This is a genomic window from Psychrobacter sp. FME6 (assembly GCF_014861365.1).
In the GTDB taxonomy this organism is placed as follows: domain Bacteria; phylum Pseudomonadota; class Gammaproteobacteria; order Pseudomonadales; family Moraxellaceae; genus Psychrobacter.
The window spans coordinates 1-15,358 of sequence record NZ_RRYW01000073.1 but is presented as its reverse complement, the minus strand read 5'-3'; the positions used below and the strand labels follow the sequence as shown (position 1 = coordinate 15,358).

Below are 15,358 nucleotides of genomic sequence, written 5' to 3'. Positions count from 1 at the left end.
AAGACCATTACCTCTGACAATGGTAAAGAGTTTGCTCAGCATAAGAAGGTGAAACGAAAGCTCTTTACTTCCTTCTTCTTTGCCGATGCTTATGCGTCATGGCAGCGAGGAACCAACGAGAATACTAACGGCTTAATCAGAGAGTTCTTGCCTAAGGGTTGTGACTTTAGACAAGTCTCTGATAATGAGATACAGGACATTGAGAATAAACTAAACAACAGACCAAGAAAACGCTTAGGGTTTAAAACACCCAATCAGGTGTTCTATAATATAATTTAGCGTTGCACTTGGTGTGTTAATCTAAGCAGTTATTCGTAGAATTATATCGATAATACGGCCTAAATATTAGCTTTATATTTCTTTAATGGTTGTTTTTTAACGGATTCATTGAAGTGTCTTTTTATTATAATATGAAAGTATATATTAATTTATCAAAATTGGAGTTAATCGATAGGTTCTTTAACTTTTGTAAAAAAATGAGTGTAATGAGTTACTAATTAAGTAATAGAGGCGAAATAGTCTTACATTAGTGAAGTGAGCAGACATTTTTTAGTAACTATCCATCAAAAACAGACTATAAATGTAATGGACTACCAATTAAATGATAAAAATAAACCGTCATAAAAATTTAGTTCAATATGCAATGTTACGCTCTAACCATTATTAAAACACCCTAGATGCCAGCTATAAGAGGATATTATGAAGCCACTTTCTGTGATGTTATCGATGCTTGCCATCGGCATTACCTCCAGCGCCGCAATGGCTGATGGTGCTAGCCTTCCTAAGGTGAGCCCAGCTAATAGCGATCTGGTCAATCGCGGTGCATATATTGCCCGTGCTGCTGACTGTATGGCCTGTCACGGTGAGGATTATACCGGTAGCAATACACCGATTGCCACACCGATGGGCGATATTTATTCGACCAATATTACCCCATCCAAACGCTACGGCATTGGTAACTATACTGAAGCCGATCTCAAAAACGCCCTACAAAAAGGCCGTGCGCCCAATCACATGCTTTATCCTGCTATGCCGTATCCTTCTTATAACGGTATGACGGATGAGGATATAAGCGCGTTATTTGCCTATTTACAAACGGTTCCAGCAGTTAATCAGGCACCAAAGCATAAAACAGATTTACCATTCCCGTTTAATATTCGCAGTCTAATGATAGGCTGGAATGCCATCAACGTACCATCAACAGAAAAACGTGATGGTCTTAATGAAACGCAACAACGCGGTGAATATCTGGTTAATAATCTAGAGCACTGTGGCACTTGTCATACGCCGCGTAATAGCACCATGGGTTTTGATAAGAGCAAGTACTTATCTGGTGCCCAGCTCGGCAACTGGCATGCGCCAAATATTACCCCTGATGAGTCAAGCGGTATCGGTAGCTGGAGTGAGCAGGATATCGTCACTTATCTGCGTAGCGGTGAGCTCGATCAACGTGCTTACGCTGGTGGCCCTATGGGTGAAGCGGTCGCGCACAGTACACGCTACTTAAAAAATGAAGACTTAAGTGCCATTGCTTCCTACCTAAAAGCGGTACCTGCTATCCAGACCGAAGATAAAGTGTCTGCTATAGATGTGTCGCGCTTGCCAACGCCAATGAACGAATCTATCACGCATGACTTACTAGCGCAAAAAGAATATTTGAAGCAGGCAAAAGCGGAAGTAGGTAATGGCAGTAACTCTCCAGAGTCATTATACCTGGCCGCTTGTGGCAGCTGTCATGGTGTTAACGGTTATGGTCAGCCTGATGCCCGCTATGCGCCTATCGTTGGGCTGAGCAGTATTCGCCGTGATAAGCCTGATGCACTGGTTAATATGATTCTTCATGGTGTGGAGGGGGCAACCAATACGTCGCCCATCATGCCAGGGTTTTCAGACGAGTTAAATAGCGAGCAAATCGCTGGTATTGCCAACTATGTACGCGTGAATTTTGGTGGCCTTGCTAGCAGTGATGTGAGTGCCGATGATGTCGATCGCATCGAAAACACTGGCGTTGATAAGCCTTTCTTGATTAAGTATGCAGGCTTACTGGCGATAATAGGTATTATCGTAGCGATTGCTATTATTGTGTTTATCATCCGAGCCATCTTGCGCTCTAAACGCCGCGCTTAGTTTGACTCTGTTTAGATAAAAGGCTAAACAAAGAAACTTATAAAGGCGTTTTAAACGCTTATTACAGTGCGAGAATTAAGGTTAGAACGGTAGTGTATTAAGACTTAGCAAGACAAACGTTCAACATAAACTGAGCTGATAATAAAAGTAAAAATGCAAAAGACGATTGCCTACCGTTATACACGACGTCTACTTCAAGGACATTATTATGAAAGACATGCTTCAATCACCCACGCGTCGCCAACTGCTCTCGATGATCGGTAAAACCGCTGGGGCAACTGCGATGTATCAGGCAATGACCACCTTAGGTTTTGCTTCCGAATCCACTTTTACGGAAGCAATGGATCTAAAAGGTGCCCCTGCTGGTGCCAGCATTGTTATTCTTGGCGCCGGTCTAGGGGGGCTCACCGCTGCTTACGAGCTACGTAAAGCAGGCTATAACGTTAAAGTGCTCGAATATCAAAACCGTGGTGGCGGACGCAGTTGGACACTAAACAGTGGTGATAAATATACCGAGCTTGGTGGCGAAGAAGTTACCTGTGATTTTGAAGAGGGTAATTATTTTAATGGTGGGCCGTGGCGTCTGCCCAGTCATCACTATGCTGTTTTCCACTATTGCAAACAGTTCGGCGTTGAGATGCAGCCATTTATTCAAACTAATGATCGTGCTTATCTGCACCGCAGTACTCATTTTGATGGCGTACCGCAGCGTCTGGGTGATGTAAAAAATGATATTCAAGGTCACGTGGCTGAACTACTGTCAAAGTCAGTTAACGTCGGTGGTCTTGATCGTTCGGTCAATACTGAGGATAAAGAGAAGCTGCTTGAAGGCTTAAAAGGCTGGGGCGTGCTCGATAAGGACTATCGTTACCGTGCTAGTAATGAGACTAGTAAGCATCGTGGTTTTAGTGTCTTTCCCGGTGGTGGTTTAATGCCTAATGCAAAACCATCAAAGCCTTTGCCTATCAGTGAAATCTTAGATTCAGGCATGTGGGCAGATATTTATGGCAATCATATGACCTATGGTCACCAACCAACCATGTTCCAGCCGGTAGGCGGTATGGGCAAAATCGGTGACGCATTCACCCGTGAATGTCGGGATATGATTGAGTTTAATGCAAAAGTGACCAAAATTCATCAAGATGAAAGTGGTGTCACCGTTGATTATGTCGATAGTAATAGTCCAGATGGTGCGACCAAAACCATACGTGCGGATTGGTGTGTCTGTAATATTCCATTAACGGTACTGACCCAACTCGATATTAATGTCTCAAAACCGATGAAAGAAGCAATGGCTGCGGTACCTTATGAGACCTCTTATAAAGTTGGCTTGGAGTTCAATCGCCGGTTTTGGGAAGAAGATGAGTGGATCTATGGTGGTTTGACTTATACCGATATGCCCATTGCGCAGATTGCCTATCCTTCAGAAAATATGTTCAAAGATGGTCCTGGGGTATTATTAGGTGCTTATGGTTATGGTCCAACCTCTTATAAGTTCAATAGTCTGACTCCAAAAGAGCGTATCAATGTTGCGCTTGCTTACGGTAAATATATTCATCCCCAGTATACAAAAGAGTTCCGAGCGGGTACGTCAGTAGTGTGGCATCGTATCCCATGGACGCTCGGCTGTTATGGGATTTGGAATGAATCAACTCGTCGTCAGCATTACGACACTTTGTGCAGCATTGATAACCGTATTGTACTAGCGGGCGAGCATTGCTCACATATTCCAGCATGGCAAGAAGGCGCTATTCTATCTGGTATGGATGCCGCAAAGCGCCTACATCAAAAAGCAAAAATGCTGGGTTAAATACTTGGTTAATATGGATAACTATAAAAATTCAGAGGCTATCATGGACAATGCAATCGTGAAGAAAACAATCATGAAAAACATGACACCCAAACTGCTGACGGCGATGTTACTGAGTGTGATAAGCAGTGCAGCACTTTTAGGTTGTAGTCAACAGTCAGATGATGTAGAGACGGTGGCTAGTGAACAAGAGCAAGAAGGTATAACAACGAATGACTATCAAGCGAGCCGTAATACGGGCGCTTGGGGTGGGGTCTACATGAGTCGTGAGGAGCTTGCTGCATCTCCTATCAATATCGTTGATGACAGCTCACTGCCCACTATGGACAATGATCCAAGCATTATTAAGTGGGAAGCTAAGTTCGAAGGGACAAATGGTTTTGTGACAACGGATGGTAAAAAACTGTATCACGACTCTTGTGCGGCTTGTCATATGCATAAAGGCGAGGGTGCTTACGGTGCAGGCTATTATCCGCCATTAGCCAATAATAGCAAAATGCAATCGAAGTATTACATCATTGATATCTTGATTAATGGCTTCCGCGGTATGCCGTCATTCCACGGGATGATGAATAATGAGCAGATAGCTGCAGTTACTCAATATGTGGTCAGCGATTTGAATGGTTTTACCGATACCGTTACCGCTGAAGATGTGGCAGAACTGCGGCATGCCAATCCACCAGCTGGTGATCCAAGTGATGATTAACATTGTTTACTCTTTTCGCCAATAATTTTGAATGAAGTTATTAATATAAAAATACTTCGTCATTTTTAGCAAATACAAAAAAGCCCCCGATTTTGATATCGGGGGCTTTTTATGTTTGAGTTTGCATCATGGATAGCTTAATACTCTATTTTGGACTGGCTGACCATACTGGTGAACGAGCAATGCCTTGTACAGGTATATCAAATGACTGACCACTACTCAAAGATTTAATGGTTAGTTTGCCTTTACTGCCTTGTTTTGAGGCATAAATTACATTTCTGCCACTAGGTGAAAAGCTAGGTGCTTCATCAATACCTGTATTGCTCAAATCGGCAATGACTCCGTTGCTACTATTCATAATAGCCGCTGAACGACCATTTAAAAAAGCGATTTGTGAGCCATCGCTACTGAACTGCGGGTTGGTGGCATAACCGCTATTTGATACCTTGGTAGTACGTCCTGAGCCAAATTCATAACGATAAATCTGCGGCTTACTATTATTTTCTTTACCTGATGTAAAAAGGAAAGACTTGCCATTGGTGGCGTAATTGGGTTGTCCCTCAATAGAAGGCCAGTCAATAATTTTTCTTAATCCACCACCATTTGAGTTGATTTCATAAATATCAGCATTATCTCCCTCAAAGCTACTAGAGAATAGGATTTTACTGCCATCAGGGGAGAATGAGGGACTTAAATTGCTACCGGCATAAGGGGTGATGACCGTCGCTGCGCCGCCACTGACGTTCTGTACATAAATGACTGGATAGGATTGATCGCGTTGTATCGAATAAGCGATACGATTGCCATCGGGCGACCACGCTGGCGAAAAGATAGAGCCTGTTACTTTAGTGATGGTTTTGGTGTTTTCGCCATCAGCATCCATGACATTCAAGCGCGAAACCTTATCTTTACCAACGCCACTCTCTTCGATATAAGCAATTTGTCCTTCGAAGTCCCCTGGATTACCAGTAATCAATGAATAGATTTTATTAGCAATGACGTGCCCAGCACGACGCATACTATTAGCATCTTTATTTGTTGTCGAAGTTTGCTTGCCCTCAAGAATTCGTCCCGATTTAACATCAATCACTTCATAATCTGTGATGATTTTACCTCGGTTAGTACGCGTGCTACCGACTACGAGATAAGGGATGCCTAAATTTTGCCATACAGGTAAGGTACCAGATAGATCGCTACTACTACGCGGCTGCTGCGGTAGGTTTTGGCTGGTAATTTTTAGACCTTCTTTGCTCAAGTCATTTACGATAATGGGTGACAACACAGAGTCACCAGCAAAGGGCACAAAAGCCACTTGGTTTTGTTGGACTGGCGCATCTAAAACAATATCAAATTTAAGTGGAGCGGCTATTGAGTATATTGGCGATATTAGCAAAGGAGCCAATAAAAAAAATTTATAGTGTTTAAGTAGTGAATTAATTTTGAAAGGCATCATAAGTGGACCAAGGTTTAAGTAAGCAGATGTATACGAGAATCAAAGATAGTTAATATCTTACCATAAACACATTTTACTCTAGGTTAATATATAAAGAGTTCCAAGCCAAGAATTGTTTATTAGGGCATGTTCTCAACTCCAACGATACTATCTAAATGGACTAAAAATAGCTAATTTTTGCTAAACAACGTCAAATAGCTTATTAATATCCCGATATTATCCCCGTTTGGCTGCAATTCATCTCATTTTTATCGCCATTTTTGAAATGAGACTGCGCTCTAGTAGATAAGAGTTCAGACATACCTTTCATCTAACAGCGTTGGGTATAACAAGAGTTATTTCTAGATCTTCATAGTCTGTAGGATTGCTTAAGTCGATGGATAAAGGACTTGCTGAGTCTACCGCCGTCTCCGCTGCCTTATTTGAAGCTACGCTGCCATTTTTTGCTGTAACCTTGTCAACGTTGCCAAACCTATCAACTTTGATAACAAGTCTTATCGTCTGACCCGATTCATTACTAGGATATACGTATTTGCTTTTTATTTCGTTACTTATCTTAGTGATATACTGCTGTTTTGACTCTTTACTACCACTATCGTTGGTAGTTTTGCTGCCATCAATAGCACTAGAATTATTCAATGTACCGTCTGTTGCTAGATTCAATGGGTCGTTATTTATTGTATTAGTAGTAGCAAGCTTTATTTTACCCTCATTAGACTTAACAATTTTCGGATTATTTTCTATTTTTTTCAGTATAGTTAGCTCTTCTTGCTCAGCTAAATGATTTTTATTCTTTTCATCTCTTGGAGCTTGGATTCTATCATTGGCATCTTGTTCCATCTGTCTATTAAACGCTTCCATGTCTGCGTCATGGTTTTCGCTTATAGACCTTTCTGATTTCATAAATACCGGCACTTTTTGCGAGCTTGGCTGAGCCGATACTGGGCTGCTGTTGCCAGTAGAACTATCAAACACTTCGGTTGATGGAGCGCTGGCAAAACTACTGGCCGCTTCAGCCGCCGCTGCACGATTGGCCAATATCTGCCCTTGCATCTCCGCCAGCTGTTCAGGCGAGACCATAACAGTCTCAATACTACCTGCCGTTTCTATTTCAGTCTTGTGATTGGTATAAATTAATATACCAATCACAAGACCATGAGCAAGTAAACTTAGAAGTGTAGGCAGTGTCAGTCCATTACCTTCAGGTTTGGTCGGCACGTAAACGCCAGGAGCATTATGCATGGTAGGGGCACTCAAAGATAATATTTGAGGACAAGGTTCATCAAATTATCTACTTTATTATAACGAGCTAAACTAAAAATGTGATTCATTACAATGAAGGTGTGGGTAGGGGAGCCCCTGTCAAGAGCCCTACCTTTTGGATACCTGCTTGTTGTAAGGTAGCCATGAGCGTCACAATGGCGCCATATTGATTGTTTTGATCCGCATTAATCATGACTTGCACCGGCTGAGCGTCTGTATTGCTGCTTTGGTTTTGTAGATTGGACAGCGTGTTAATCAGTTCTGGCTCACTGATGGGTAAATCGACATTATTCTCATAACTGATAAAAATCTCACCATTGTCGGTTAAGGACACAATCACTGGCAGCTGGCTTTGACTCACGGTGTTGGTTTGCTCCTTTGGCAAATCAACATCGACACCTGTAATCAGCATTGGTGCGGTGACCATAAATATGACGAGTAATACCAACATCACGTCGATATAGGGAACGACATTCATCTCCGCATTGAGTGCTTTTTTTTCACGGCGATAGGGACTTTGTTTCATGGTTTCATAGCCCTTATACCTGACCCGATACTTGAGATACAGTAGATTGCGTTTCTTTACTAACGATGCTTTCTGCACTGGTCTCGCGCTGGAGCATACCTGTCATTTCATCACAAAATAACGCTCGTGAATCATACAAGCGGCTGGACTTAGCGGTAAAGTGGTTATAGGCCAATACCGCTGGGATAGCGGCAAACAAACCCATCGCCGTGGCAATCAATGCCTCAGCGATTCCAGGGGCGACGGCAGCTAGGGTCGCTTGCTCAGTTTGCGATAAGCCTAAAAATGCATTCATGATGCCCCAAACGGTACCGAATAAGCCGACGTAAGGCGCCACTGAGCCGATACTTGCGAGCGTGGTTAGTCCTGACTCTAGTAATAGCTGCTGACGACCCAATCCGACTCGTAGTTTACGTTCAACCCCATCGATGATGTCATCTTTAGGCTGACGTTTTTTATGCATTCTTAAGTATTCAGAAAACCCCACATAAAAGATTTGCTCAAGCCCTTGGCGCTCAGGCGAGCCTTGAACCCCTTGATAGAGCTTGGCCAAATCTTCACCTGACCAAAACCAAGTCTCAAATTGCTGATCGAAGTTTTTGGCCGTACCGAGCCGCGCACTCATACGAAAAATAATCACCCAGCTGAGCAAAGAGGCTAACAATAATAATGCCATTACGAGCTGAACCAGCAGGCTTGCTTGAGTAATAAGGTCGATAATATTTAATGATTCAGGCATGTAAGAGACTCATGGATGATTAATAATAGTCAATCGAAACGGTGCTTTCGTATTTGTATCAACCCACTAGTGTACTGTTAATCCAGATAAATATCATTATAAATGTGCATTTAGCACATTTATAATGATATTTATAAAAAAACAATGACAGCGTATCTATTTTATAATATTGTCGATATGGTCAACTAATTTGCACTGTTGTATTTAGAAGGTGGTTACATTCATTGAAATTGTAAGACAATTTCACTAAAATGTTATTGCTTGTTGCTATCATATTTATGATGGTTTTGTGTTTGCCAAATTATGTGTGGCTAAAGGATTAAAAGCATCATCTCTAACCTTAGTTTGTTAGCGTCATTTACAGTCGCAATTTGGAAGCGTCATTTATCGTCGCAATTTAGGTGTATTTTTATATGTTTGATTTAAACGCAGCATCGAGCGTCGCAATTTGGAAGCGACACTTATCAATACAGTTAGATAATGATAATTTACTTACTGCAATTTGGAAGCGACTCTTATGAACGCAATCGAACGATATTTTGGGATCAATGGTGAAAACACCACGATCAAAACGGAGATTTTAGCGGGTGTAACCACGTTCTTGACGATGGCCTACATCATTTTTGTTAACCCTAATGTTCTTGCTGACGCGGGTATGGATAAAGGCGCGGTGTTTGTTGCCACTTGTCTTGCTGCTGCGATTGGTTGTTTTATTATGGGGCTTTATGCTCGTTTACCAGTCGCCCTCGCGCCTGGGATGGGACTTAATGCCTTCTTCACTTATGGCGTCGTTTTAGGGATGGGCTATGCGTGGCAAACTGCGCTTGGAGCCGTGTTCTTGTCAGGTTGTATTTTTATCCTGTTAAGCTTATTCAAAATCCGTGAAGTCATAATTGATGCCATTCCACAAAGCTTAAAACAAGGTGTGGTCGCAGGTATTGGTGCATTCTTAGCCTTTATCTCGCTACAAACGGCAGGCATCATCGTCAATAATGATGCGACGTTGGTTGGACTTGGCGATATGACCACGTTTTCACCTGCAATGGCAGCGTTAGGCTTTATCGTCATTGTCGGTCTGTCATATAAAAAAGTACCAGGTGCGGTTACCATTGGTATTTTGCTAGTAGCACTTATCAGCCTACTAACGGGTAACACTCAGTTTACGGGTATCATATCTGCACCGCCATCAATTGCGCCAACTTTGATGCAGCTTGATATCGCTGGCGCGTTCGACGTTGCCATGATTAGTGTTATTTTTGCTTTCTTATTCGTCGATTTATTCGATACGGCAGGGACGCTTATTGCGACGACCAGTCAAGCTGGTTTAATGGATAAAGATGGTAAAATTCCTAATATGGGTAAAGCACTGTTGGCAGATTCAACAGCAACGGTAGCAGGGACATTACTAGGTACGTCATCAACGACCAGTTTTGTTGAAAGTGTGTCAGGTATCGCGGCAGGTGGTCGTACAGGTTTAGTAGCAGTAACCGTTGGGGTATTGTTTTTACTGAGTATTTTCTTCTCACCACTCGCTGGTATGATTCCAGGCTATGCTACCGCAGGCGCGATTTTTTATGTAGCCGTATTGATGATAGCCACGCTAAAAGATGTCTCTTGGAGTGATTTAACGGAAGCGGCACCAGTTGTGGTAGTCCTATTGTTCACCCCTTTGACCTATTCTGTTGCTGACGGTATTGCGCTTGGGTTCATTACTTTTACAGCTATTAAAGTCGTTGCTGGTAAATTCTCTGATATCAGTATTGCTGTTTGGTTATTGACTGCCGTATTACTAGCCAAAATTATATTTATATAATAGGTCAATTAACGCGTAAGTTTACATTGAAGTAACAGACCGTTTTATTCTCTAAACCCTTCTTATCATCAATGATAAGAAGGGTTTTTTACACCTAAAAATAAAATATCTTACTGAAAATGTGTACAAGTGTTTGATTCATAAACCAATTAATTGGTGCTAGTAAACAATAATTTATAACCAAAGTGACATGTTTGTAGAGGTGTCAATAACTATTTGTTTTTAAACAATATTATGATTGGTTAAAATGAGTAAAATCGTTAGTTGGATATTTTTTTTCATGCTACCATGACAACGTTAAGCGCATCACCTCAATCAACGCCGTAGAGGTTTTTCTTATCAGTGAATTAGCGTCATACAGACGGCAATTCGAGCGAGTAGAATATCACTTAATTTTGATCGCCAACATTGCTGTTACCCTCCTTTCACTACTAACAAGAAGAAGGCACTAATGCCGCTTAGCTGTTCGTTGTTGCCTTTATATTGTTAACGTAGCCCGTTTAACATTAAAACGACCTACTTAACCGTTTCCAGCCTATGCTGGATTTTCTCGTTTTGTGATGGCGCCGTTTGGTCTTTTGATTATGGTTGTCTGTATTATTGATTAATAACTATCGATGAATTGCTACTAAAAACCGTAGTAATTAACAGGTATTGATTAAGAGATGATGCTGGTTATCGGCAATCAAACTTCCTAATGCACCATTTATTATGGTTTTTAAACGATAGTTATGGAGTTGTTATGAACCCAGTGGACCAATTTACCCCACAAGAGCCGATTTTATTTAATCCGCTCGATATATTAAAACCTGAATACCTCCGTCAGTCGTCGAACGAGCTGTTTTCACGTATCTCACCTTTGTATAGTGTGGACGAAGAACGCTGGTTAACAGACTTGTTGCCACTGGCTAAACCCAGTGATGCAGAACGTGAAGATGCCGCCACGCAGACTCGTCAATTGGTCGAGCATGTGCGTAATGATGGCAAAGCTGTAAAAATGGTTGATTCATTGTTGCTTGAATACAGCCTCGATACCCAAGAAGGTATTTTGCTGATGAGCTTGGCGGAGGCCTTGATTCGAGTACCAGACAATTACACGGCTGATGCGCTTATTCACGATAAGATGAGTGTAGCAGATTGGAAAAAGCATATCAAAAATGACAATGGTTTTATGGTCAACGCCTCAACATGGGGTATGATGATGACCGGCCGTGTGGTGAGTATCGATAACAATACCACAGCGTCAGGATTCTTAGATCGTATGACTAAGAAGATGGGTGAGCCGGTCATTCGCAGTGCGATGCAAAAAGCCATGCGTATCATGGGGCATCAGTTTGTATTGGGTGAAACCATCGAAGGCGCCAATAAGAACAGCCAGCCATATCGTAATAAAGGTTATACCTACTCATTCGATATGCTCGGTGAGGCGGCGATTACGCATAAAGATGCTGAAAAATATTTTAACGACTATTTACATGCGATTAAATCTACCGCCAGTATTAAAGTTAAAGAAGGCATGCCAAAGCCATCGGTCTCTATCAAGTTATCTGCACTGCATCCGCGCTATGAAGCCACGCAAGAAGCGCAAGTGATAGGGCTACTACGCCAACGTTGCTTGTTGCTGATAGAAGCCGCACGCGAGGTCAGTGTCGACCTAAGTATCGATGCCGAAGAAGCCGATCGCCTTGAGATTTCTTTGAAATTATTTGAGTTGCTATATCGTGATAATTTGACAGCTAACTGGGATGGTCTGGGTCTAGTAGTGCAGGGTTATTCTAAACGTGCCATTGCTATTTTAACTTGGATGGTAAGTTTGGCCGCTGAAGTTGGCGACCGTATTCCAGTACGTCTAGTAAAAGGCGCATATTGGGATACTGAGATTAAATTGGCACAGCAAAAAGGTCTGTCAGGCTATCCTGTTTGGACACGTAAAGAAGGCACAGATACTGCCTATCTTGCTTGTGCGCGCTTCTTACTATCAGAGCATCTACGCGGATTAGTCTGGCCACAGTTTGCGACGCATAACGCGCATACACTGGCGTCAATTATGACGATGAGTGCGCATAGAGATTTCGAGTTCCAGCGTCTGCACGGTATGGGCGATGCACTTTATGATCATATCCTACAAGCTTATCAAATCCCTGTGCGTATCTACGCACCCGTCGGTGCACACAAAGATTTGCTACCGTATCTAGTACGTCGCTTGCTCGAAAACGGTGCCAACAGCTCGTTTGTCCATCAGTTATTAGATAAGTCTTACCCTATTGATAAACTGACCGTACATCCGTATGACAAGCTATTAACTAATGATACTTTACACAATCCTGATATTCCGCAGCCATTAGATATTTATGGCGAACGCCGTGCCAGTTTCGGGCCTAATATATTCACAGAGTCGCAATGGCTACCGTTTAAAGCAGCTATCGACAGTCATTTGCATAAGACTTGGTCAGCGACTTCTATTATCAATGGTAAGGCTATTGATAATTATGAAGCAGATGGTGATACTCATAAGCTCGAGACCCAAACTGTGCGCGCGCCTTGGAACCATGAAGTGATTGCAGGCGAAGTGAAATATGCCAATGCGGATATTGCACAACAAGCAATCGATGCGGCGGTCGCCGGGCAAAACGCGTGGCAGAATGTACCCGCTGCCAAACGTGCTGCTCTATTGCGAAAAACAGCTGACTTGTACGAAGAAAATTACGCTGAATTGATGGCGCTATGCCAAGTCGAAGCGGGTAAAACCATGCAAGACAGCATTGATGAAATCAAAGAAGCAGTCGATTTCTGCCGTTTTTATGCTGATGAAGCAGAGCGTTTAGAAGCCAAAGTTCATGAGTTCACAGATTTGGCTGGTAAACAGTCGCGTCAAGTTTACAAAGCACGTGGTACTTTCGTTTGTATCAGTCCGTGGAACTTCCCATTGGCCATTTATACTGGTCAAATCATGGCAGCATTGGCAGCAGGCAATACCGTGGTAGCGAAACCTGCTGAGCAGACCAGTCTGATTGCTCATTTTGGCGCCCAACTGATGTACCAAGCGGGCATACCAGCAGAAGCTTTGCAGTTAGTGATAGGCGCGGGCGACGTTGGCGGAGCATTGACCGCTGCTGACAATATCGCAGGGGTTATCTTTACTGGTTCGACCCAAACGGCTCAACGTATCAATCAAAGTTTAAACGACCATGCACAGTCTAGTGGCGAATTGCCGGTACTCATCGCGGAGACTGGTGGACAGAATGCCATGATTGTTGACTCAACAGCACTGCCTGAGCAAGTGGTCAAAGATGCCGTATTGTCTGCTTTTGGCTCAGCAGGACAGCGTTGTTCAGCCTGCCGAATCTTGTGCGTACAAGAAGATATGGCTGATAACTTGATCGAGCTGTTGCAAGGTAATATGGCTGAATTGGTGGTTGGTAATCCACTATATGCGGCCACAGATGTGGGCCCAGTCATTGATAGCGATGCCAAACAAGGTCTTGAAGCACATATCGAGCGTATGAGTACTGAGCCGACGGCCACTATTTTGGCCCAGACTCCCATGAGTGCTAGCTCAGTCGTTAGTCAAGAGCAGTCTACCTTTGTACTACCAACGGCGATTGAAGTAAAAAGCATCGATGTGATTGGCGGTGAGCATTTTGGTCCCATTCTGCACGTGCTGCGCTACCAAGCGCGTGACTTAAATAAGCTCATTGATGCTATTAACGGAACAGGTTTTGGGCTGACGCTAGGCATTCATAGTCGTATTGAAAATACCGCTGAGCATATCGAGCGTCGCGCGTTTGTGGGTAACACCTATATCAACCGTAACCAAATCGGTGCGGTGGTCAACGTCCAGCCATTTGGTGGCTGTGGTCTGTCTGGTACTGGCCCTAAAGCGGGCGGTCCACACTATGTGGCGCGTCTGATGCAACTGAGTACTGAGTCAGCAACCAATACCGCAGCCCCTGAAAACCAAGTCCAATTATCCACACCAACAGAACTCGCATAAGGAGTAGCAACATGGCGACTGAATTCAAAAAAAATCATGCCCAGGTTTGTGAATCTTGGCGATTACTTGGCGCAGTCAATCGCGCAACCTATCTACAAGCAGCCATTCCAAAGCTGGCGCTACTAACTGGTGATGCCAACAAAGCAAAGCGTTTGTTTAATCATCTATTGAGCGCTGCTCCGGCATTAGATGAAGTGCATCGTATGACTGGCGCAACTGGTGAAACCAATGACTTGTATGTCACTGCTCGTGGCAAAACCATGGTTGTTGGTGGTGAGTCTGCTCGAGCAATGGCAGTATTAGGGCAGCTCATAGCTGCACTATTGACAGGCAACGAGGTGATATTACATTGCCCTAGCCAAGATGAGATGTGTAGTGAGGCGGCAAAAATTCTCTATGACACTGGTATCAGTGACGATGTGTTGAGCGTTGCCAATGACTCGCAAACGATCACGCTGTTATATATTGATCGGCTTGCACAAGTGGCTGTCGCTGGTAATCAAAGCGAAGTACAAGCAGTCAGCCAAGAGCTTGCCAACACTGATGGTATTTTAACCCAAGTCATCAGCGTTACTGATATGGAAGGCTTGTCGGAGATGCTCACGCTGGATTATCTCCATCGCTTCGTCACTGAACGGGTAAGAACCATTAATACCACCGCTATCGGTGGTAATGCTAGCTTACTGGAGCTTGGCACAGAGTAAATAGTTATATCAGTTCTATACTGAATAGCGTAAAAACCAAGGTCAGCGATTATTTATTGATGTTATTAATAAATAATCGTTGGCTTTTTTCTTGCTTGCTGTTCGCAGGCGTAACAGAGGCGGCAAAAAGTTTATAGCCAATAGCACTGTCTCGGTTTTAAAGTAAATGGTGGTGTTCTAAAAAGTATGCTGGCATCAGACGTAGCCATAATTGATGTAAAAG

11 protein-coding genes are annotated in these 15,358 nt (G+C 43.0%); 7 read left to right on the top strand and 4 right to left on the bottom strand.

What is annotated here, in order from left to right:
* The 4 genes from EI162_RS10540 to EI162_RS10525 form a co-directional block, all read left to right on the top strand.
* Nucleotides 1-279: IS30 family transposase (locus EI162_RS10540; protein ID WP_192524318.1), on the top strand; the 279-nt coding region annotated here is incomplete at its 5' end.
* Nucleotides 280-699: 420 nt separating this feature from the next.
* Complete coding sequence (locus tag EI162_RS10535; protein WP_192524317.1) at nt 700-2,127, top strand: cytochrome c; 1,428 nt, start codon at nt 700-702, stop codon at nt 2,125-2,127.
* Nucleotides 2,128-2,335: 208 nt separating this feature from the next.
* The gene (locus EI162_RS10530; protein WP_192524316.1) at nt 2,336-3,937 is read left to right on the top strand and encodes a flavin monoamine oxidase family protein; all 1,602 of its coding nucleotides are present in this window, start codon (nt 2,336-2,338) and stop codon (nt 3,935-3,937) included.
* Nucleotides 3,938-4,010: 73 nt separating this feature from the next.
* Nucleotides 4,011-4,643: a c-type cytochrome gene (locus tag EI162_RS10525; RefSeq protein WP_413038386.1), complete on the top strand. Its 633-nt coding sequence runs from the start codon at nt 4,011-4,013 to the stop codon at nt 4,641-4,643.
* A 145-nt stretch (nt 4,644-4,788) separates the two neighbouring features.
* Here the strand turns inward: EI162_RS10525 and EI162_RS10520 are convergent, their stop codons facing one another.
* The 4 genes from EI162_RS10520 to tolQ form a co-directional block, all read right to left on the bottom strand.
* Nucleotides 4,789-6,096 carry a translocation protein TolB gene (locus tag EI162_RS10520; protein ID WP_225735324.1) on the bottom strand — a complete coding sequence of 436 codons (1,308 nt, stop codon included), beginning with the start codon at nt 6,094-6,096 and terminating at the stop codon, nt 4,789-4,791.
* A gap of 306 nt (nt 6,097-6,402) precedes the next feature.
* Nucleotides 6,403-7,338 (bottom strand): cell envelope integrity protein TolA, encoded by a 936-nt coding sequence (locus EI162_RS10515; RefSeq protein ID WP_192524314.1) that lies wholly within the window; start codon nt 7,336-7,338, stop codon nt 6,403-6,405.
* An 88-nt stretch (nt 7,339-7,426) separates the two neighbouring features.
* On the bottom strand, nt 7,427-7,885 hold the full coding sequence (gene tolR / locus EI162_RS10510; RefSeq protein WP_192524313.1) for a protein TolR: 459 nt from the start codon (nt 7,883-7,885) through the stop codon (nt 7,427-7,429).
* 13 nt (nt 7,886-7,898) lie between these two features.
* Nucleotides 7,899-8,624 (bottom strand): protein TolQ, encoded by a 726-nt coding sequence (gene tolQ, locus EI162_RS10505; protein WP_192524312.1) that lies wholly within the window; start codon nt 8,622-8,624, stop codon nt 7,899-7,901.
* 517 nt (nt 8,625-9,141) lie between these two features.
* Here tolQ and EI162_RS10500 point away from each other — a divergent pair.
* The 3 genes from EI162_RS10500 to EI162_RS10490 all read left to right on the top strand — a co-directional run bounded on the left by EI162_RS10500 (nt 9,142) and on the right by EI162_RS10490 (nt 15,135).
* Nucleotides 9,142-10,437, top strand: a complete 1,296-nt coding sequence (locus EI162_RS10500) for an NCS2 family permease (protein ID WP_192524311.1) — start codon at nt 9,142-9,144, stop codon at nt 10,435-10,437.
* 742 nt (nt 10,438-11,179) lie between these two features.
* A complete protein-coding gene (putA, locus tag EI162_RS10495; RefSeq protein WP_192524310.1) occupies nt 11,180-14,431 on the top strand; it encodes a bifunctional proline dehydrogenase/L-glutamate gamma-semialdehyde dehydrogenase PutA in 3,252 nt (1,083 codons plus the stop codon).
* 11 nt (nt 14,432-14,442) lie between these two features.
* On the top strand, nt 14,443-15,135 hold the full coding sequence (locus EI162_RS10490) for a 1-pyrroline-5-carboxylate dehydrogenase (RefSeq protein WP_192524309.1): 693 nt from the start codon (nt 14,443-14,445) through the stop codon (nt 15,133-15,135).
* Nucleotides 15,136-15,358 lie beyond the last annotated feature (223 nt).